The following is a 20415-nucleotide window of genomic DNA, read 5'->3' as shown; positions in this document are numbered from 1 at the left end:
TTGGGCCGGGAACATACAACGAGTTGCAAAGTGCGGACGTTGCCGTGTGCGAAAAGGCATCACTACTGCCTTACACCTGCGGCGTTCAGCCGTGGGGTATAGAAGCGCGGCGCGAAAGGGTCAAAAGCGTCAACAAAAATCGATTGCGGCCCCTGAAAGGCGAAAGGCCGCGCGAGCGCGGCCTTTCGTTTCTGCTTACTTCAGCGCCTTGAAGCGCAGGCGCTTCGGCGCAGCGTCGTCGCCCATGCGGCGGCGCTTGTCTTCTTCGTACTCGCGGTAGTTGCCCTGGAAGAACTCCACGTGCGAATCGCCTTCGAACGCCAGGATGTGCGTGGCGATGCGATCCAGGAACCAGCGGTCATGCGAAATGACGAAGGTGTTGCCCGGGAACTCCAGCAGCGCATCTTCCAGCGCACGCAGGGTTTCGATGTCCAGATCGTTGGACGGTTCGTCGAGCAGCAGCACGTTGCCACCCTGCAGCAGGGTCTTGGCCATGTGCAGGCGGCCACGCTCACCACCGGACAGCGAACCGACCATCTTCTGCTGGTCCTGGCCCTTGAAGTTGAAGCGGCCGATGTAGGCGCGCGACTGGATCTCGATGCCGTTGATGTTGAGGATGTCCAGACCGCCCGCGATTTCCTGGAACACGCTGTGGTTGCCTTCCAGCGCGTCACGGCTCTGGTCGACATAGGACAGCTGCACGGTCGGGCCGACCACGATCTCGCCGGTGTCCGGCTTTTCCTGGCCGGTGATCATCTTGAACAGGGTCGACTTACCGGCACCGTTGGGGCCGATGATGCCGACGATGGCGCCCGAGGGCACCAGGAAGTTCAGGTTGTCGAACAGCAGGCGGTCGCCGAACTTCTTGGAGACGTTCTTGAACTCCATCACCGCCTGGCCCAGGCGCTCGCCCGGCGGGATGAAGATTTCATTGGTCTCGTTGCGCTTCTGGTAATCGACCGACTGCAGCTCTTCCAGACGGGCCAGACGGGCCTTGCCCTTGGTGCGGCCGCCCTTGGCGTTCTGCCGCGACCACTCCAGTTCCTTCTGGATTGCCTTCTGGCGAGCCTTTTCCTGGTTGTCTTCCTGCTTCAGGCGCTCATCCTTCTGGGTCAGCCAGTCGGTGTAGTTGCCCTTCCACGGAATGCCGCGGCCGCGGTCCAGTTCCAGGATCCACTCGGCGGCGTTGTCCAGGAAGTAGCGATCATGGGTGACCGCCACGACGGTGCCGGTGTAGCGCGCCAGGAACTGTTCCAGCCATTCCACCGACTCGGCGTCGAGGTGGTTGGTCGGTTCGTCGAGCAGCAGCATGTCCGGCTTCTGCAGCAGCAGGCGGCACAGTGCCACGCGGCGCTTTTCACCACCGGACAGCTTGCCGACAATGGCATCCCACGGCGGCAGGCGCAGCGCATCGGCGGCCACGTCCAGCTGGTTTTCCAGAGTGTGCGCGTCGCCGGCAGCGAGGATCGCCTCCAGGCGCTCCTGTTCCTTGGCCAGCGCGTCGAAATCGGCGCCTTCTTCGGCATAGGCCGCGTAGACCGCGTCCAGCGCAGCCTGTGCCTGCAGCACTTCGCCCACGCCTTCCTCAACCGCTTCACGCACGGTCTTGGTCGGGTCCAGCTCCGGTTCCTGCGCCAGATAGCCGACCTTGATGCCGGCCTGCGGGCGGGCTTCGCCCTCGAAATCGGTGTCCACGCCGGCCATGATCTTCAGCACGGTGGACTTGCCGGCGCCGTTCAGGCCCAGCAGGCCGATCTTCGCGCCCGGGAAGAAGGACAGCGAGATGTCCTTGATGATCTGCCGCTTGGGCGGGACCACCTTGGACACGCGGTTCATGGTGTAGATGTATTGCGAGGACATGAGGTCTCCGTAGGCGCGACCCTGCGCCCGGTCCGTCACGGGGAATTTCCCGTTGCGGCAGCGGGCACAGACTGAATGGAATACCCCCAATTATAGCCGGAACCGGTTCCGGCCCGCGCTGGCCTGAGCGCCCGGGGCTGGCCGCGGCCTGAATACCCCGTCACAGTCCCGCAGCGGGAAGCGTTTCCAGCCGGAAACCGTTCAGATCGCATGCGCAAGATGGGATCACCACCCACCCAGCAGAGGTTCCCCATGCAACTCCATCGACTCATGGCCGGCGCCGTGGCCTCCGTACTGGCGCTGGGTGCCATCGCCCCGGCCTTCGCCGACAACGACCACCGTGGCCGCGATCATGACCGCCGTGAGTGGCGCGAGGATCGCCGGGAATGGCGCCACGACCGGCGCGACTGGGAACGCGACCGCCGCGAAGCGCGCCGTGACTACCGTCACGACCGCCGCTACGACCATGGCTACTACCGCCCGGCACCGCCGCCGCCGCGCGTGGTCTACAGCCCGGGCTACCGGCCCGGCTATGGCTATGGCTGGCAGCGCGGCCACCGCTACCGCGATTATTACCGCGGCCCGATCTACGTGGTGAACGACTACCCGCGCTACCAGCTGCGCCGCCCGCCATACGGCCACCACTGGATCCGCGATGACCGCGGCAACATGCTGCTGGTCGCCGTGGCAACCGGCATCATCGCCGACTACATCATCAACAACCGCTGAGGACCGCAGCCGGCACGCGCAAGGACGAAGGGCGCCTGAGGGCGCCTTTTGTCGTCCTGCCATCGTCATCCACGCATGGCGTGGATCTACTGGAGAACCGGCAGTAGATCCACGCCATGCGTGGATGATCCGCCACAGCCGTCGGCCTGCCCGGGGATTGCAGACCATACGGGCCCGTTTCGGCCCCAGCAGGCCGGGGCGGGGCTACAATCAAGGGCTGAGTCGTACCCCTTTCCCCGCCTGCTGGAGTACCCGATGTTCCCGCGTGACGTCCGCATCGAAACCTACGATCCCGAACTGGCCAAGGCCATCGCCGCTGAGACCCAGCGCCAGGAAGACCACGTCGAGCTGATCGCCAGCGAGAACTACACCAGCCCGGCGGTGATGGAAGCCCAGGGCAGCCAGCTGACCAACAAGTACGCCGAGGGCTACCCGGGCAAGCGCTACTACGGTGGCTGCGAATACGTGGACATCGCCGAGCAGCTGGCGATCGACCGCCTCAAGCAGCTGTTCGACGCCGACTACGCCAACGTGCAGCCGCACAGCGGCTCGCAGGCCAACCAGGCCGTGTACTTCGCCCTGCTGCAGCCAGGTGACACCATCCTCGGCATGAGCCTGGCCCACGGCGGTCACCTCACCCATGGCGCCAAGGTGAATGCCTCGGGCAAGCTGTTCAACGCCGTGCAGTACGGCGTCAACGACCAGGGCCTGATCGATTACGACGAAGTCGAGCGCCTGGCCATTGAGCACAAGCCGAAGATGGTCGTGGCTGGTTTCTCGGCTTACTCGCAGGTGATCGACTGGGCGCGCTTCCGCGCCATCGCCGACAAGGTCGGTGCCTACCTGTTCGTGGACATGGCGCACGTTGCCGGTCTGGTCGCCGCTGGCGTCTACCCGAGCCCGCTGGAACATGCCCACGTGGTCACCTCGACCACCCACAAGACCCTGCGCGGTCCGCGCGGCGGCATCATCGTCGCAAAGGGCGCCGACGAAGACCTGGTCAAGAAGCTGCAGTCGATCGTGTTCCCGGGCATCCAGGGCGGTCCGCTGATGCACGTCATCGCCGGCAAGGCCGTGGCCTTCAAGGAAGCGCTGGAGCCGGGCTTCAAGGCCTACCAGCAGCAGGTGGTGAAGAATGCCCAGGCGATGGCCAACACGCTGATCGCGCGCGGCTACAAGATCGTCTCCGGCGGCACCCAGAACCACCTGATGCTGGTCGACATGATCGGCAAGGACGTGTCCGGCAAGGACGCGGAAGCCGCGCTGGGCAAGGCCCACATCACCGTCAACAAGAACTCGGTACCGAACGACCCGCGTTCGCCGTTCGTGACCTCGGGCCTGCGCCTGGGCACCCCGGCGGTGACCACCCGTGGCTACACCGAGCAGGACTGCGTGGACCTCGCCAACTGGATCGCCGACGTGCTCGACGCGCCGGCCGATGAAGCCGTCATCGCCCGCGTACGCGATGCCGTCAGCGCGCAGTGCCGCAAGTACCCGGTCTACGGTTGATGAGTGAACGCCGCCAGCGCCTGCTCTATGCAGCGCTGGCGGTGCCGTTTGGCGCACCCAGCGTGCTGTTCGGTGGCGCGATGGCGGTGATCGGCATGGCCGGAAGCGTGCTTTCCCTTGCCGACGGCACGGTCGAACTGCCCAGCCAGGCCTTGATGCTGGTGTGGGGGTTGGCCGGCCTGGCCGGTTGCCTTGCCTGGCTCGACCTCAGCTGCGGCTATCTGTTTGGAGGACGCAGCGCACTGCGCACCCGTAGCCGGGTGCAGTGGGGCGCGCTGCTGCTGGGAATGCTCGCGGCGCTGCCTCTGTTGGGCATGGGGCTGTGGCTGGGAATCACCCACGGTATCGAGGGATTGGGTCTGCTGCTGATGGGGCCTTCGCTGCTGGTTCCGGCCGGCATGCTCTTGTGGCTGCGACCGCGCGCGTGAATCGAGCGATCTGCAAGGAAATTCGAACGCATGGATGAGCGTTTGCACAAACGCCTGTATATCGCCCAATGCCTGCTGCTGGGGCTGCCTGCGCTGGTGGCCGGTGGTGGCGTCGCGGGGTTCGGCATCTACACCTTCCTGATCCGTCATGGGCTGATGCGTGGCAGTGAGGGTGCCGCGCTGTTCCTATGGTCGATGGCGGGTGTTGCCGGGTTGCTGGCGTGGCTGTGGCTCAGCATCCGCTACCTGCGGCGCGGGCGTAATGGCCTGCGGCTTTCACCAGCGCTGCCGTGGATCGGCCTAACGCTCGGCGCCATCGCGGCACTGGCCGTGGTCGGCGTCGTGCTTTTCAGCTTGAGTGCTGGCAGCCCCTGGCAGGTGCTGGGGTATCTGGTGCTGGGCGTGCCGTTGCTGCTGCCAGCGGCGCATCTGGTGTGGCTGCGTCGCGCCCCCGGTATTGCCGAACAAGGCTGATTGCAGGCAGCATTTGCTGGGAAAGCCCTTCTCAGGTACCGTTGCGACGCTGCCACGACCGTGGCAGCAGGTATTTTCCTGAGCCAGGCGTTCAATGCACTGCCCCTTCTGCCAGCATGCCGATACACGGGTCATCGACTCGCGCGTCTCCGAAGACGGCGCGACGATTCGTCGTCGGCGTGAGTGCGAGGCGTGCAACGAACGCTTCAGTACCCTGGAAACCGTCGAACTGAAGCTGCCGGCCATCGTCAAGAGCGATGGCACCCGCGAAGCCTTCGATGCCCGCAAGGTCCGCGCCGGCTTCGATCGCGCGCTGCAGAAGCGTGCCGTGCCGGAAGAGAAGATCGAAGCCGCCGTGCGCGCCGTGGTGCATCAGCTGCGCATCAGCGGCGAACGCGAAGTGCCGTCGATCAAGGTCGGCGAGTTCGTGATGAACGAACTGCGCAAGCTTGATCATGTGGGCTATGTGCGGTTTGCGTCGGTCTACCGCAGCTTCGAGGACGTGGCCGATTTCCGCGAGGAGATCGAGAAGCTCGAACGTGACCTGCCGTCCAGTACCGAACAGCTTCAGCTGCTGGGCGATGTGATCGCCCTGACCAAGAAGAAGAAGGGCTGACGCTCTGGTAGCTGCCAACCTTGGTTGGCGCGGAGACACCCATCCACGCGTGGCGTGGATCCACTTTGGCCTGGTGGGTGCCAACCTTGGTTGGCGCTTTGATCTACATCCACGCATGGCGTGGATCTACGCCAACGGCGCTACCATGGCGGCATGAGCACATCGTTCTCCGTCCTCGACCACCTGCACATGGCCACCGCATTGCGGCTTGCCGAGCGTGGCGCCTACACCACCCGTCCCAACCCGATGGTCGGTTGCGTGATTGCCCATGGCGAACGCGTGGTCGGGCAGGGCTGGCACCAGCGTGCTGGTGGACCGCATGCCGAAGTGTTTGCCCTGCGCGAAGCGGGCAGCGACGCGCGTGGCGCCACTGCCTACGTCACCCTGGAACCGTGCGCGCATTACGGGCGCACGCCGCCCTGTGCGTTGGCGCTGATCGAGGCGGGCGTGTCGCGCGTGGTCGCGGCGATGCGCGATCCGTTCCCGAAAGTTGATGGCGGCGGTTTCGACCTGCTGCGCGAAGCAGGCATCGAGGTCGCCGAGGGCTTGATGGCCGCGCAGGCGCGCGAACTCAACAAGGGCTTCCTGTCGCGCGTGGAGCGCAATCGCCCATGGCTGCGGGTGAAGCTGGCCGCCAGCCTCGATGGCCGCACCGCGATGGCCGACGGCACCTCCAAGTGGATCACCGGCCCGGCCGCGCGTGAGGACGTGCAGCATTGGCGTGCACGCGCTGGCGCGATCCTGACCGGTGCCGACACGGTGCTCGCCGACGACCCGATGCTGACCGTGCGCTTGGCTGACATCGAGGTGATGCCACCGTTGCGCGTCGTTCTCGATTCGCGCCTGCGCTCGCTGGAATGCAGCCGCGTGCGCAAGGGTGGAGCACCCACGCTGTACCTGCACGATGCGATGGTCAGCCCGCCCGACGCGGCGGATGCGGCATTCGCCAGCGTGGCGGTGCGTCATGGCCGTCTTGACCTTGGCGCGGTACTGGCGCTCCTCGCCGAGCGCGGCATCAACGAAGTGCACACCGAAGCCGGTGCGACGCTGGCTGGTGCACTGCTTCGCGGTGGTTGGGTGGACGAACTGCTGCTGTACCAGGCACCCACTTTGTTGGGTGACAGCGGCCGTCCGCTGTTGGCTGGCCTTGGCATCGAAGCGATGGACCAGCAGCGCCGACTGCGCGTGGTCGACCAGCGGCAGGTAGGCGAGGATCTCCGGTTGCTGCTGCGCGCCTGATCATGTCCGGCAGCGCGCTATGCAGCAGCCAGTAGGCCTGAACTGTCTCGCACGGGGATACTCGGCAGGCAGAGCGCATGTACGCCATGCATCCTGGCGCAGACAGGAATGCCGGAATGGGCGGAGACGGCCTCCGCTTCGATCTGTTCGTCCCATTGCTCGAAGGGCATCAACACCTTCAGAAGCTCCAAGCCCAGCAGCGTCATGTGAGCACTGGACCAAGGACCATTCTCGCCTGCACGGGAGAATTCGGCGGTTGCCTCGAATGTGATATCAGGCGCATCGCGGAAGGTAATCGCGTACGTTTCCACGAAAGCACTGAGCGCATCGGCGCTCTGTTCCCTGCGGAAGCGCGTGCGGCTTTCGCGGTAGGCATCAAATGCGGCGGAGATATCGGGAAGCCTGCAACGGTAGTCCACTGTGCCCCGATCGGACGCGTCATTCTCCTCCACCCTTAGTGCGCCGCACTTAATGGATCGCCGCCGCGCAGCGATGCCCACGGCGGCAGTTCCGTCGAATCCTGTCGTCAGGTGCTCGAAAGCGTAGAGCGTGTCGACGATGTCGCCAATGTCCGGGTACTGCGCTGGATCCGCAGTGCGCAGGCTGTTGCGGAGGGCTGTCCTGGCGTCTTCATCATTCTGGGTAATTACGCGTACATGCGCGTCGAACGTCTCCTCCAGCGAGAGTGCGGCGGGCTTTGCAGCCGATGCGGCGGCGGTGACGAGCAGCGAAAGGGCAAAGAGCAGTTTGAACATTCAAGGTAGGTAGGTTGGGGCGGGCTTCGAGAATCCATGCATGCAGCCTTAAGGTCCATGCAATCTTTCCGAATTTCGGGCACTGCCTGTGCGCGCGTGCGGGCAGGCCATAGCTGACAACCTTCAGTCGTCATTACATAGCTCGTCCGCCTGTGGCAGAAGGGGTTCACCCAGCCACAACTCGACCGGCAGCAATCGCCACAGGATGATCTGGTAGAGCTGATGCACGCGCTCGGCATGGGCGAACGCATGACGGGCCTGGTACCACCCGGTGACCCGACTGCAATGCGGCACGTCGGGCGCTTCACGCAGCATCGCCGCCCAGCGCAGGAAGAGCGCATCGATGCGTGCCTGGCGCCCGGCTTCAGGCGCAGCCCGCAACGCCAGATACTCCTGCCGCAGCGGTTCAACGTCGGGATGCTGGCAGACCAGCTGGTACAGGCCGACCTCCGGCGATCCCAACGGCACGAACGCCTCGGCAGCGCAGTTGACCCTGGGCAGTCGCAACGCCAGTGCCTGTACGAAGGCCCGCGTGGCTGCCGGCGAAGGCGCAGCGGCTCCCTGCCGGGAGAGTGCTGCGGGCACATCGTCCACAAGGAGCCGCCACTCCAGTGCGACGGCTGGCTCGTATCCTTCTCCCCACTCGCGCAGCGTCTGCCGGGCCCCGGCATCGTCGTGCAGCAGCACCCGCGCCTGCAGGGTGTATTCGGCCTGCGGCGAGAGATCGGCAGGCTCCGAGGCTGCTGCCCGGAGCGGCAGGCCCAAGAGCAGAGTCACAAGAGGCCTGATAACGACCGATCCCCGCATCAGTCGGTCTTCTCCCTGTTCCACAGTTCCCGGTTGCGCTCATGGACCATGCGGCAGTCGCGCGTTGCCTCCTCGTCGCTCATTCCCTCCACACGCTTGAGCAGATTGCCTTGCAGCATGCCGTTGCTCAGGAAGGGGTTCTGGGGATGGTGTCTGGCGATGAACGTCAGCTCTGCGGCCATCATCAGGTCGCAGGTGGGAATGCCGGTGACCGTGGGCACGGACTCCGCTTCGACACGCGTATTCCACGTGTCGAAGGGGAGTGCCTGCTGCAGCAATGTCATACCCAGTTGCGGCAGGTTGCTGCTCAACCAAGGACCGTTATCTGGCATCTTGAGGAATACCGCGCTGCCCTCATGTGACCGATCCGGCGCGTCGCGCAGGGCGTTGGCGAACGCGACGAAGAGGGCCTTGGCGTCTTCCGGAACGTCACCAACGACGGCGCGTCGCTTCTGCGCGTTCCGGTAGGTCGCGAAGAAGCCGGAGAGGTCGGGGAAGGCACATCGATACGCCACCTTGGCCTGCGGCGTCGAATGCACCGTCTCCCTGGTGATGTTGGTGATGGTGCAGGACAGGGTCTTCCGCCGCATCTCCAGAGCGCGGGAAACCGGCTCCATTGCCGTGCCGTTGAAGGCGGCCTTGGACAGCTGAAGCGCATCGAGGGCGTCGACGATCGCATCAACGCTATCGCTGTTCTCCAGCAAAAGCAGGTTCTCGCGTAGTGTTTCCTTGGACGCCTCGTTGCCGTGGAGGATGACCTGCACATAGGCGTCGAAGGTGTCTTCCAGTGAAAGCGCGACAGGTTGTGCGGCAACAGCGGTGAGCGGTGTTCCCAGCAGCAGGATGAAGGCGGGTTTCAGCATGGCGGCACACGGGCAATCCAGGAGGGCCCCGAGGATCAGGGACCTGCGCTTGCAGATCCATACAACTTGTCTGAAATTCCCGCGGTTCGCGTGGTGCGAGTCGCGCGCCGCCCACGCGGCCTGAAAGCATCCGCCGGGTCCGACCCGGCGCTACCGCAGGCAGGTGCCGCGACTATTCGGGCAACGCCAGCAGTAGCTGGATCCACTGGTGCAGCGGCGGCAGGTCCTGCGGTGCCCAGACATCGTTCTCGTCGCCGCGTGCCAAGGTCACGCTTCCAGTGTGGACGCGTTTGGGAGCGCGTTGCAGCAGGGCGATCACCTCGTTGACACCTGCGAGTTCATCCTCATCTCCCGGCTCGGGAGCCGCGTCGTCTGACCTCCTCTCCTTTGCCTGCGCGTAATCGGGGACCCGGCAGGCGTAAGCAACGATGGCAATCTGTACATCGCCATTGTCCTGGCGTTCGCTGCCCGTGCTGCGGCAGTGGGTCTGACGCAGCGCCAGCGCTACCTGGCGTGAAAGTTCGCGGCCAGCGCGCGTGCGCGCGTCATCTGCCAGAGAGTCACCAGCGACCATCCGGTCCACCGCGTCCTCCCAGCGCTCGGTGCGCACTGGCATGCCGGTCAATGTAGCCACCTGTGCCTCAGCGTCGGCGTCACCTTCCAGCATGAAGCGTGCAAACAGGTCGAAGCTCTGCTCCGGTGTCGGCACCGGTGCCTGCGCAGAGGCCGCTGAAGCAACCCACAGCAGGAAGAACATCAGGCGCGGCATCATTCGGCCTCGTCGGGCAGGTGCTCGTTCCACTCGAAGAACGGCAGGAACGCGTCCGCCAGTCCGCTCATCAGCGGCGTTGGGTTCTGCACGCGCCAAGGGCCATCGCCATGATCGCGCTTGAACGACATCGTGATGACCTTGTACCGGTCCGGTGCCACGGCGATCATCTGCGTATATGCCATCGCCAGCTCGCTCGCCATCTGTGGTGGATGCGGCCCATTGAATGGCACGCGATGCTGCCGATACACGGGCAGCAGTGCTGACAGGTTGGGCAGCTGGCATCGATAGTCGACGTCGGCGCTGTCAGTCTGCGGATGCCGCACGCTGTCGATAACGCATCGCACTGACTTCTGCCGCTCGCGTAGTGCTGCAGCAGCCTTCGGCCAATCAGCCAGTTCGGGTGCTTCTTCCAGATGGCTTGCTGCTGCCAGTGCCGCGGCGAAGGCAGGCCCGTTGTCGGTATCGAGATAGCGGGCCAGCGTCGCCTGCGCGGCCGCATCACCGTGCACGATCACCTGTGCATACAGGTCGAACACCTGCCCAGGCGTCAGCGCAGGTGCCGACGCCAGGGAGGCAACAGGGGCCAGCAGCAGTGCTGCCAGTCCCAGTCGTTTCAGCGCTGTGGCCTCACGCGCACTCATCGGTCCACATCATTTCGGCCATCGGACGCAGCGACTTGCACTCCTGCGTCATCTCCTCGGCCGACATCACCTGCGCCTTGGCCTTCAGCTCTTCGGCCATCGCATCAACACCGCTGATCTGGTCCGGCGCGATCTTCGCCACGCAGCTGCGATGCTGCTGCAGCAGCAGGTCGCAACCCGGCACACCGGTCACCTTCGGTGCTTTGGCCGCTTCAACGTCCTGCAGCCATTCTTCGAACGGCGCCAGCGCCCCCAGCACCGGGTCCACCAGGTCGTCGAAGTTGCTGCTGTACCAGTAAGCCTTGTCCTTGGCGGTGTACAGGGTGAGGGTGCCGGTCACGGCCTTGCGCGGGCCACTCTGCAGGCCCTTGGTGTAGGCCTCGGTGAACTGCGTGCGTGCGGCCTTGTCATCGCCGCTCAAGCTGGCAGTGAACAGCGGGCGTACGCTGTCCAGGTCGGCCAGCTGGCAGCTGAAATCAACCCGGGCGATCTTCTGGTCGTCCACGTACTCGTTGTCTTCCACCGTGCTGCGCGTGGCACGGCACTGCGAGGCCTTCAGCGCCTTGGCGTACATCGCTTCAGCGGCGGCGGGATCGCCCTTCGCGCCAGCGACGGCCAGCACTGTCTGCCACGGTTCGGCCAGCGCCAGGGCCATCATGCCCGGCACCGGCGTCAGCGAATCCTGGCCATCGAATGCCGGCTTCAGGGCGTCGTTGAGGGTGCGGGTGGCGGTGGCATCGTCTTCCAGCAGCGCACGTGCATACAGATCGAAGGTCTGTTCGGGCGTCAGCTGCGCCGGTGCAGCTGCAGCGAACAACGGGGCGCACAGCAGTGCGGTGGCCAGCAGGCCGCGGATCGGGGTCTTCATGACGGTGTTCCTGTTCCAGAGGGCGGCAAGCCTAGCGCAATTGCCATGGCATTCGATGGCGCGCGGCAGCCAAGCGCATTGCGCGCGGCGGCCAATGAAAAACGGGCCCCTTGCGGGACCCGTTCGATCACACGACGAGGATCGGGCAATCAGAAGCTGGCGCGCACGCCGGCCGAGTACTGGGTGACATCACGGTAGCCGGAGATCTCGCCGACCAGGCCCCAGGTACGGGTGAAATTGATCTGGCCGCCGAGGGTACCGACCCAGGTGCCCTTGAATTCGTTGCCGCCATCCATGTAACCGGCCTTGATCCAGGCTTCGGTCATGCGCGACGGCTTGCCGCGCAGGCCCATGGTGGCACGCACCAGGTTGGTGTGGTCCTTGCTGCTGAAGCGACCGTAGTCCACGTCCTTGACGGTGAGTTCGGCCTGCTGACGCACCCAGGCGATGTCGGCGGTGTAGTCGACGCGGTCGCTGAAGGGCATGTGGTAACCAACGCCCAGCTCCGGCTGGTTCAGCTTCAGCTTCAGCGAGCCGTAGGTGTAGTCGTAGCTCTTGCTGGCGTAGCTCCAGCCGCCGAACACGTGCACCTGCTCGGACAGCGCGATCGAACCGCGCACATAGCCGCCATCAACCTTCGGATCGTTGAACACGTCATCGTCGGTCTTGACCTGGGTCCAGCCGCCTTCGACGTAGGTGTAGCTCAGGGCGTCGGCCGAGGCCGAGAACGGAGCGGCGGCCAGCAGGGCGGCCACGATCAGGATCTTGCGCATGGGAATTCCTGTGAATATCAGTCCATTGGCGGTCTACCGATGCGGCAGTCCGTGGCGACCTCATGTCGTCCGATCGCCGATTTTAATGAAAGTTTTACGAAATGCGAGCGACGGCGGTCACAGGCCAGGGCACGCCCCGCTGCATCCCGACCCCGTTCAGCCCGGGCTGGTACACTGGGCGCGCCGGTTCGCCGGTACACAAACGTCTTCAGGGCGGGGTGCAATTCCCCACCGGCGGTAGGTGCGCAAGCACGAGCCCGCGAGCGCCCCGGCCTTACCGTCGGGGGTCAGCAGATCCGGTCCAATGCCGGAGCCGACGGTCATAGTCCGGATGAAAGAAGACGGTGCCACAGGGCCTTTGCGGCCCTGCGCCCGCCTGTTTGCCTTGCGGCGTTTTTCGCTCACTTTTCGCGGAGAACGTTACTTGTTTACTGGAATCATCGAAGGCGTCGGCCGTCTGGCCGCACGCGAATCCATCGGCGGCGATGTCCGCTTCACGTTCAATGTCGGGAATCTGCCGTTCGACAACGTGCAGATGGGCGAGAGCATCGCCATCAACGGCGTCTGCCTCACCGTCATCGCGTTCGACGACAGCAGCTTCCAGGCCGACGCGTCCACCGAGACCCTGGGCCTGACCACGCTGGGCCAGCTAGCCGAAGGTGCAGTCATCAACCTCGAACGTGCCATGCGCCCGACCGACCGCCTTGGCGGCCATCTGGTCAGCGGCCACGTCGACGGCCTCGGCCAGGTGCTGTCCATCCACGAAGATGCCCGCGCCCAGCGTTGGCGTTTCGCCGCGCCGGTCGCGCTGCGCCGCTACATTGCCAAGAAGGGCTCGATCTGCGTGGACGGCGTCAGCCTCACCGTCAATGAAGTGGACGATGAAGGTTTTGAAGTCGCGCTGATTCCGCACACCGTGGCCAATACCGCGTTCTCCGCCACCGGCGTGGGCAGCGCGATCAATCTGGAAATCGACCTGGTCGCTCGGTATGTCGAGCGGTTGATCGGAGTACCGACCAACGGTCAGCACGCACAGGGAGATGCCGCATGAACTTCGCCCCCATCCCGGAAATCCTGGAAGACATCCGCCTCGGCCGCATGGTCGTCATCGTCGATGACGAAGACCGCGAGAACGAAGGCGACCTGATCATGGCGGCCGAGCTGGTCAAGGCCAGCGACATCAACTTCATGGTGACCCACGGCCGCGGCCTGGTGTGTCTGCCGTTGACCCGCACCCGCGCGGCCGACCTCGGCCTGGCGCCGATGGTGCAGGCCAATACCGCGCAGTTCCAGACCAACTTCACCGTCAGCATCGAAGCGGCTGAAGGCGTGACCACGGGCATTTCCGCCCACGACCGCGCGCACACCATCCGTACCGCGGTGAAGCCCAATGCCAAGCCGGCCGACCTGCATCAGCCGGGCCACATCTTCCCGCTGATCGCCCAGCCCGGTGGCGTGCTGACCCGCGCCGGCCACACCGAAGCCGGCGTCGACCTGGCCATGCTGGCCGGGCTGGAACCGGCCGGCGTGCTGGTGGAGATCCTCAATCCTGACGGCAGCATGGCGCGCCGCCCGGAACTGGAAGTGTTCGCCCGCGAGCACGGCCTGAAGATGGGCTCCATCGCCGACCTGATCGCCTACCGCCTGGCCACCGAAAAGACGGTCGAGCGCGTGGACGAGCGCGACATCGACACCGAATTCGGCCCGTTCAAGCTGGTCACCTACCGCGACCGCATCGCGCACGACCTGCATTTCGCCCTGGTACGCGGTACCCCGGACGCTGACACCCCGACCCTGGTACGGGTGCAGGTGGAAAACCCGCTGGCCGACCTGCTGCACTGGCGGCGTGATGATTTCGGCGTGGCCGCGACTGATGCCCTGCGCGCCATCGATGCCGAAGGCAGTGGCGTGATGGTGGTGCTGCAGGCCCCGCGCGACGGCGAAAGCCTGCTGGCCCGCCTGCGCCAGCAGCCGGCACCGGTGGTGCCGGGCAAGGACAAGGACGTGAGCCAGTGGCGCCGCAACGGTGCCGGCGCGCAGATCCTGTCCGACCTGGGCCTGGGCAAGCTGCGCGTGCTGGGCACCCCGCGCCGCCAGATCGGCCTGGCCGGGTACGGCCTGGAAGTGGTGGAGACGGTTACCCCGTAAACCCCTTGGCGTGCCGACCAACGGTCGGCACCCACCGTCTGCCCTCTGGTGGGTGCCGACCATGCCCTACCTGTGATGGGGGCCGACCATGCCCTACCTGTGGTGGGTGCCGACCGTTGGTCGGCACACCCTGCAGGCCCCCGCCAACCACGGCCGGGGCCCATCCACGGTAGAATTACCCCCTTATCGAACCCCCAAGCCGCATATGAGCCACTACGAAGGCGATCTTCGCACTCCCGAATCGGCGCGCTTCGCCATCCTGGCCAGCCGCTGGAATGCCCGCATCACCGACGTGCTGGTCGCTGGCGCCCGCCAGAGCCTGGCCGGCAACGGCATTGCCGAAGCCAACATCGACGTGATCCGCGTGCCGGGTGCCTGGGAACTGCCGCTGGTTGCCGCGCGCCTGGCCGCCGCCCACGAACACGCCGCCATCCTCACCCTGGGCTGCGTGATCCGTGGCGACACCCGTCACTACGAACACGTGGCCGACCGCTGCGCTGAAGGCCTGATGCGCGTGCAGCTGGATTTCGGCGTGCCGGTGCTCAATGGCGTGCTGGCCGTGGAACGCGTGGAAGATGCCGAGGCCCGCGCAGGCGGCAGCCACGGCAACAAGGGCGAGGAAGTCGCACTCGCCGCATTGGAAATGGTCAACCTTCTGGAGCAGCTGCCATGAACAAGAACACCCAGGGCAAGCCCTCCGGTAAACCCGTCCGCCGCGATGGCATCGATCCGGTGCTGCGCTCGCGCGCGCGCCGTCGTGCCGTGCAGGCCATCTACGCCTGGCAGATCTCCGGCGGCAACGGCCAGTCGCTGATCGCCCAGTTCGCCCACGAGCAGGCCCGCGAAATCGCTGACCTGGCGTATTTCGAAGCGCTGGTGCATGGCGTGCTCGACAACCGTCGCGACATCGATGAAGCCTTCGGTCCGTACCTGGACCGCAGCATCGACGAAGTGGACGCGATCGAACGCGCCGTGCTGCGCCTGGCCGGTTACGAACTGCGTTACCGCCTGGACGTGCCGTACCGCGTGGTCATCAACGAAGCCATCGAATCGGCCAAGCGCTTCGGTTCCGAACACGGCCACACCTACGTCAACGGCGTGCTGGATCGTGCCGCCGTGGAATGGCGCAAGGTCGAATCGGGTCACTGACCCGATTTCTGTAGAGCCGAGCCATGCTCGGCTCACCGTGCAGCGCACGGTTGCGTCCGGCAGTGCGGCGCGTGATCGAACTGCAGCCGAGCATGGCTCGGCTCTACATGAAAGCAGAACGCCCCCATGTCCCTGGCCGAATTCACCCTTATCGACCGCATCCGCGCCCGCACCGTCGAGCGCGACGACATCGTGCTCGGCATCGGCGATGACGCTGCACTGCTGCAGCCGCGCCCCAACGAGCAACTGGTGGTCACCGCCGACACCCTCAACAGTGGCGTGCATTTCCCGGCCGAAACCCCAGCGTTCGACATCGGCTGGAAGACGCTGGCCGTCAACCTGTCCGACCTCGCTGCGATGGGCGCGCGCCCGGCGTGGTGCACGTTGGCGCTGTCATTGCCCGATGCGAGCGAGGATTGGATCGAGGCCTTCGCCGACGGTTTCTTCGCCTTGGCCGACCAGCACGACATCGCGCTGATTGGTGGTGACACCACACGCGGCCCGCTGTCGCTGTCGGTCACCGCGATGGGGCAGGTGTCACGCGGCCAGGCGCTGCGTCGTGATCGCGCTCAGATTGGCGATGACATCTGGGTCAGCGGTACGCTGGGCGATGCTGCCGGTGCGCTGCGGCTGTGGCAGCAGGGGGCACTGAACGTGGCCGCGGCCACACTGTTGGCCGACTACGAAACCCTGCGCCTGCGCCTGCTGCGTCCCACCCCGCGCGTCACCCTCGGCCTGCGCCTGCGTGCGTTCGCGCACGCGGCGGTGGATGTGTCCGATGGCCTGCTGGCCGACCTGGGCCACATCGCCACGCGCAGCGCGGTGGCCGCGCATGTCGATGCCGACCTGTTGCCGATTTCGAATGCGTTGCGCGAGTTGTTGGGCCGCGAAACTGCCCGCGAGTGCGCGCTGCGTGGTGGCGACGATTACGAGCTGTGCTTCACCGCCGCCGCCGACCAGCGCGACGCGCTGCACTACCTCGCCGAATCGCTGGAGCTGCCGCTGACCCGTATCGGCCGCATCGCCGAAGGGCAGGGCGTGCATGTGGATGGCGAAGCCGCCGACGGCGGATACCAGCACTTCGCCTGAGCGAAGACGCCGGGCATGGCCCGGCGCTACCGCGCTGTTGTGGTAGGTGCCAACCAAGGTTGGCATCTACCAGAATCGGTGCAGCTTTCGCTCAAGCTGCGTGCACCTGCAAACCGACATATTCGGCCAGCCCACGGCAGGCCAACAGCACGCCTTCTCGCACATCGTCGCCCACCTGTTGATCCGCATCGCCGTCCACGCGTACACGCTCCATGGCGTGCAGCAGTTCCAGCAGCAGCGTCAGCCCGGCGTTGGCGCGGTCGAGGCGTGCCATCGCGATGCCATGACCCTGGGTGCGGGTTTTCCAGGGCCACGGTCGCCCGTCGGCGGCCTCCACGTGGCGGATTCCCTGCAGGCAACCGAGCAGGGTGATGCCCTCATCGGTCTGGGCGCTCATCGTGCTGCCCAATGTGGTTTCCAGCGCTTTGGCGAGGTCTTCCGGCAGGCGTTCAACGGCGTCGCCCAGTGTGGCGAACAGATAGGGATAGAGCGAAGTAGTCATGGCGGCATCCTTGTGCTGATGGCAAAGGGCCGCCCTCGCGCTGGGCGAGGGCGGCGGACGGTGCGTGGTTGCAATACCGGTGGCAACTCTGCGAAACGCCGGCGGGTACAAGACCCCCACGCACCGCCCGCCATAGGGCAGGGACGGATTGCCTGCCGACGCCGCCCAACAAGGAAGGAGCGACGCCGACAGGCAAGCGTAAACAACAGAGTTGCCAAGCGGGATTGCAAGCCCGTGCCACCCGTTGTCGGTGGCGATCCATGATGTGCACGGAAGTGCCGCTGCACCAATCAGATAAGTTTCAAATTAAAGATTGTTGCAATCTGCATGCACGCGTTGCGTGGTCATGCAGAGTGAGGCGATTGCGTCAGAGTTCGCACGGCTTCCCTGTAGAGCCGAGCCCATGCTCGGCTTGCCGCGCGAAGCGCGGTGCTTTTCGCGCGATCTGACCAGAGAGCAGCCGAGCGTGGGCTCGGCTCTACAGAAAGTGCATCGCGCACAGTGGAACGGCGCCGGATTGCTCCGGCGCCGTTTTCGTTTCATTACCAGCTGTAGGCCACAGACAGATTGGCAGTCGCCTCGCGATACCCGCTGTCACCGCGCATCACGCCGAACCCACCCCACGCACTGAACCCGGAGCGGAATTCCACCCGCGCACCGGCGCTCAGCTCATAGCGGTTGCGCGGAATGCCGGCCTTCAATACTTCATCATCGAAGGCGATGCCATTACCCGCACCATCGCGGTACCAGTTGGCCGCCACATACGGGCTGACCGAGGCCCCCACTGCCGAGCGCGATTCACCCTGCAGGCGCAGGCCGGCACGGCCGGAAAGGCCGCTGTTGCCCTGTGCACGCACCACGGTGCCATTGGCCTCGGTATGCACGTCAGTCTTCGCATCGGTGTACACCAGCTGCAGCTCCGGCTGCAGGCTCAGCGCGGTGTTGCCGATCTGGCCGATGCCGAAGCGGTAGCCGGCTTCCACCGACGACTGCCAGATATCCGAGTCGTAACGCTCCTCGGCCAGGCCATCGCCCTGCACGCGGTTGCGGAACTGGCCGCGCTGCACGCTGGCATCCACGTACATCGCATCGTTAGCCCAGTTGCCGTACACGCCCAGCGCACCACCTTCCACCTTGCCGCGTGCGCTGAAACCGGTCACGTCCGAACGCGAAGTGGCACTGCTGCGTGCCGCAGTGCCCATCACGCCGACGCGGCCACGGCCGTCATCGAACACGCCGATGTCCGCACCGAGCTGCAGGCGCGAGCGGTCCACGCGCAGGTCGAGCTGGTCATCCACCGCGCCCAGTTTGCTCTGGGTAGCGTCAACACGGGCCCAGCCACGGATGCCCTCCGCCGCCGCGGCGCCGCCCTGGCGGTCGCGGTAGCTGTGGCGCAGCATCTGGTCCAGCGCGAACTGGTTGGCCAGATACGCGCCGGTCTCCGGGCGCAGGATCGGCATCGGCGGGTCGATCGGATCGACCGGATCCACCGGCTTGCACTCCGGCAGGGTCGGGTCCACCTGGCACGGATCCGGCGCACCGCCCAGTTCCGAACGCAGGTACCAGTTGCCGTTGGCGTCCTTCACCAGGAAGTACTCGTACTGGCCACCCACGGCGCGGCCGACCAGATCGAACTGCGCGTTGGACGCACCGCCGATATCGATCAGCTCGATGCCGCGATTGGTCTTGGCACCGGCACCGCCTGCATTGAGCACGCGCACGTTGGCCTGGCCATTGGCATCACCGGCGATGACCAGCTTGTCGGTCAGCGAAGTGTCGTCGCCCAGCTGGGTGTTGAACAGCAGGGTACCGCCGTTGCCAGTGAACTCGTCCAGGCTGAGGGTGTTGAAGCTGCTGCCATTGCCCAGCGCCACGGTACCGCCCGCACCCAGGGTGAGATGGCGGACGTTGCTGTCGCCGGTCATCAGCCAGGTGGCATCGCTGTCGATGCTGGCGGTGGTGACGTTGATGAAGCGGCCGTCGATCTGGGCCTTGTTGCGCAGGGCGACGTCCAAGCTGCCATCGACCGTGGCGGCATCGAAGCTGACATTGCCGATCAGGCGCGCGTCGTCCACGCTGAAGCGCACATGGCTGGCGCCGGGTGTGGCGGTACCGTTGCGAGAGTCCACCTGCAGCAGATTGCCATTGCCCGCGATCAACTGTGCACCGTTTGCCACGGTGATCTCGAAGTCGGCAGCCTCGTCGGCGGCCACGCGGATCGCGGCGCCGCGCCCGGAGCGAACGGTGGACCCGTCGATACCCAGGCGCAGCGTATCAGGCGTTTCGATGATGCCGTTCATCAACACGCCCACATTGTCGGCGTCGATCTCCGAACCGTTGACGATATCCACTCTGCCGTTCTGCATGCGCACGCCCAGGCCGCTGGAAAAGTCGCTGCCGCTTGCGGTGTCCTCCACACGCACATACGTGGAATCCAGAATGGACCAAGCGCCGGGCAAGGGAATGCTGGCGGGGGTGCGGCCCAGCGACAGGCCGATGCTGAGCACTTCGCCCGGCGGCAGGCCGTCGGCGGCGGTTACCAGAATGCGGCTGCCGACCAGATGAGCCGATGCTGCCCCCTGCACGAGGACGCCGCCGCCGCGGATCGTGCTGCGCTCGGACTGGAAGCGTGCCGTTCCATCCAGAACCACGGCACGCTGATTGGAGCCGCTGCGGTCGATGGTAGCGTTCTCCACATGTACGAGTGAATCTGTGGCAATGATGTTGTGGGTCTGGCCGCCATTCACAATCAGCTGCGCATTGTTGCGCAGCGTCCACTCCTCCACCGGGTCACCGTCATTGACCACTGCAGCGGTACCGTCCAGATCACCGGCCCAGGCGCTGGCCAGCGGCAGCATGCAGAGCGCGAGAACGATGCCACGCGTCAGCGGGCGTTGATGGGGATAAGCAGTGCGGGTGCGATGACGGTTCATGGTCTGGTCCTTTCTGGGAAAGTGTCGACACAGGGGCCATTCATGCAGCGGTTCACGTAAGTGGCCTTTTCGGCCTGTTCGTGTGAAGCGTGCGTGATGGGGCTAAGTGGGCAGCCCGTGTCTTGATCGGCACGAATTCTGGGCGGGGGCGCGGCGCCCGCCCATGCAATTAGTTGCAAAGCGCGGCTCGATTGGAGGCGCGGGTCGGGCAATGTTCAGCGCGGTGAATCCGGTGCGGACACGGGTGCGACAGGACGACG

21 protein-coding genes and 1 riboswitch are annotated in these 20415 nt (G+C 65.4%); of the genes, 11 read left to right on the top strand and 10 right to left on the bottom strand.

Going from position 1 to position 20415, the window contains the following annotated elements; genetic code table 11:
• Positions 1–195: 195 nt before the first annotated feature.
• Positions 196–1860 carry an energy-dependent translational throttle protein EttA gene (ettA, locus tag HUT07_RS16465; RefSeq protein ID WP_025876664.1) on the bottom strand — a complete coding sequence of 555 codons (1665 nt, stop codon included), beginning with the start codon at positions 1858–1860 and terminating at the stop codon, positions 196–198.
• 252 nt (positions 1861–2112) lie between these two features.
• Between ettA and HUT07_RS16460 the strand changes: the two genes are divergently transcribed.
• The 6 genes from HUT07_RS16460 to ribD all read left to right on the top strand — a co-directional run bounded on the left by HUT07_RS16460 (position 2113) and on the right by ribD (position 6855).
• Positions 2113–2589, top strand: coding sequence for an RcnB family protein (locus tag HUT07_RS16460; RefSeq protein ID WP_099820331.1), 477 nt, complete (start codon positions 2113–2115; stop codon positions 2587–2589).
• A gap of 255 nt (positions 2590–2844) precedes the next feature.
• Entirely contained in the window at positions 2845–4098 is a 1254-nt protein-coding gene (glyA, locus tag HUT07_RS16455; protein WP_176021801.1) for a serine hydroxymethyltransferase, read from the top strand.
• Positions 4098–4526: a hypothetical protein gene (locus HUT07_RS16450; RefSeq protein ID WP_176021800.1), complete on the top strand. Its 429-nt coding sequence runs from the start codon at positions 4098–4100 to the stop codon at positions 4524–4526. Before glyA ends, HUT07_RS16450 begins: the two co-directional genes overlap by 1 nt.
• Positions 4527–4556: 30 nt before the next feature.
• Entirely contained in the window at positions 4557–5000 is a 444-nt protein-coding gene (locus HUT07_RS16445; RefSeq protein WP_176021799.1) for a hypothetical protein, read from the top strand.
• A 94-nt stretch (positions 5001–5094) separates the two neighbouring features.
• Positions 5095–5616 (top strand): transcriptional regulator NrdR, encoded by a 522-nt coding sequence (gene nrdR / locus HUT07_RS16440; RefSeq protein ID WP_025876654.1) that lies wholly within the window; start codon positions 5095–5097, stop codon positions 5614–5616.
• Positions 5617–5769: 153 nt separating this feature from the next.
• Positions 5770–6855 (top strand): bifunctional diaminohydroxyphosphoribosylaminopyrimidine deaminase/5-amino-6-(5-phosphoribosylamino)uracil reductase RibD, encoded by a 1086-nt coding sequence (gene ribD, locus HUT07_RS16435; protein ID WP_176021798.1) that lies wholly within the window; start codon positions 5770–5772, stop codon positions 6853–6855.
• Positions 6856–6872: 17 nt separating this feature from the next.
• On the opposite strand, the gene HUT07_RS16430 is transcribed toward ribD, so the two are convergent.
• The 7 genes from HUT07_RS16430 to HUT07_RS16400 all read right to left on the bottom strand — a co-directional run bounded on the left by HUT07_RS16430 (position 6873) and on the right by HUT07_RS16400 (position 12334).
• Positions 6873–7610, bottom strand: coding sequence for a hypothetical protein (locus HUT07_RS16430; RefSeq protein WP_176021797.1), 738 nt, complete (start codon positions 7608–7610; stop codon positions 6873–6875).
• Positions 7611–7733: 123 nt separating this feature from the next.
• Positions 7734–8387 (bottom strand): hypothetical protein, encoded by a 654-nt coding sequence (locus HUT07_RS16425; RefSeq protein WP_176021796.1) that lies wholly within the window; start codon positions 8385–8387, stop codon positions 7734–7736.
• A gap of 29 nt (positions 8388–8416) precedes the next feature.
• Entirely contained in the window at positions 8417–9280 is an 864-nt protein-coding gene (locus HUT07_RS16420) for a hypothetical protein (RefSeq protein WP_176021795.1), read from the bottom strand.
• 172 nt (positions 9281–9452) lie between these two features.
• Positions 9453–10037, bottom strand: a complete 585-nt coding sequence (locus tag HUT07_RS16415; protein ID WP_176021794.1) for a hypothetical protein — start codon at positions 10035–10037, stop codon at positions 9453–9455.
• 11 nt (positions 10038–10048) lie between these two features.
• Positions 10049–10693 carry a hypothetical protein gene (locus HUT07_RS16410; protein WP_176021793.1) on the bottom strand — a complete coding sequence of 215 codons (645 nt, stop codon included), beginning with the start codon at positions 10691–10693 and terminating at the stop codon, positions 10049–10051.
• Entirely contained in the window at positions 10680–11561 is an 882-nt protein-coding gene (locus HUT07_RS16405) for a hypothetical protein (RefSeq protein WP_176021792.1), read from the bottom strand. The genes HUT07_RS16410 and HUT07_RS16405 overlap by 14 nt, the downstream gene beginning before the upstream one ends.
• Positions 11562–11710: 149 nt before the next feature.
• A complete protein-coding gene (locus HUT07_RS16400; protein WP_176021791.1) occupies positions 11711–12334 on the bottom strand; it encodes an outer membrane beta-barrel protein in 624 nt (207 codons plus the stop codon).
• Between the two features lie 200 nt (positions 12335–12534).
• Positions 12535–12681: riboswitch (FMN riboswitch) on the top strand.
• Positions 12682–12758: 77 nt separating this feature from the next.
• Here HUT07_RS16400 and HUT07_RS16395 point away from each other — a divergent pair.
• The 5 genes from HUT07_RS16395 (at position 12759) to thiL (ending at position 16720) form a co-directional block, all read left to right on the top strand.
• Positions 12759–13385 (top strand): riboflavin synthase, encoded by a 627-nt coding sequence (locus HUT07_RS16395; RefSeq protein WP_176021790.1) that lies wholly within the window; start codon positions 12759–12761, stop codon positions 13383–13385.
• On the top strand, positions 13382–14482 hold the full coding sequence (gene ribB / locus HUT07_RS16390) for a 3,4-dihydroxy-2-butanone-4-phosphate synthase (RefSeq protein WP_176021789.1): 1101 nt from the start codon (positions 13382–13384) through the stop codon (positions 14480–14482). Before HUT07_RS16395 ends, ribB begins: the two co-directional genes overlap by 4 nt.
• A gap of 205 nt (positions 14483–14687) precedes the next feature.
• Positions 14688–15155, top strand: a complete 468-nt coding sequence (gene ribH / locus HUT07_RS16385) for a 6,7-dimethyl-8-ribityllumazine synthase (protein WP_025876639.1) — start codon at positions 14688–14690, stop codon at positions 15153–15155.
• Positions 15152–15631: a transcription antitermination factor NusB gene (nusB, locus tag HUT07_RS16380; protein WP_049469504.1), complete on the top strand. Its 480-nt coding sequence runs from the start codon at positions 15152–15154 to the stop codon at positions 15629–15631. The genes ribH and nusB overlap by 4 nt, the downstream gene beginning before the upstream one ends.
• A gap of 126 nt (positions 15632–15757) precedes the next feature.
• Complete coding sequence (gene thiL, locus HUT07_RS16375) at positions 15758–16720, top strand: thiamine-phosphate kinase (RefSeq protein ID WP_176021788.1); 963 nt, start codon at positions 15758–15760, stop codon at positions 16718–16720.
• Positions 16721–16811: 91 nt separating this feature from the next.
• Here the strand turns inward: thiL and HUT07_RS16370 are convergent, their stop codons facing one another.
• The gene (locus HUT07_RS16370) at positions 16812–17222 is read right to left on the bottom strand and encodes a hypothetical protein (RefSeq protein WP_176021787.1); all 411 of its coding nucleotides are present in this window, start codon (positions 17220–17222) and stop codon (positions 16812–16814) included.
• Between the two features lie 542 nt (positions 17223–17764).
• On the bottom strand, positions 17765–20155 hold the full coding sequence (locus HUT07_RS16365; RefSeq protein WP_254898884.1) for an autotransporter outer membrane beta-barrel domain-containing protein: 2391 nt from the start codon (positions 20153–20155) through the stop codon (positions 17765–17767).
• Positions 20156–20415 lie beyond the last annotated feature (260 nt).

It is taken from the genome of Stenotrophomonas sp. NA06056, from assembly GCF_013364355.1.
Lineage (GTDB): Bacteria > Pseudomonadota > Gammaproteobacteria > Xanthomonadales > Xanthomonadaceae > Stenotrophomonas.
This window is presented reverse-complemented; position numbering and strand designations above follow the sequence as displayed.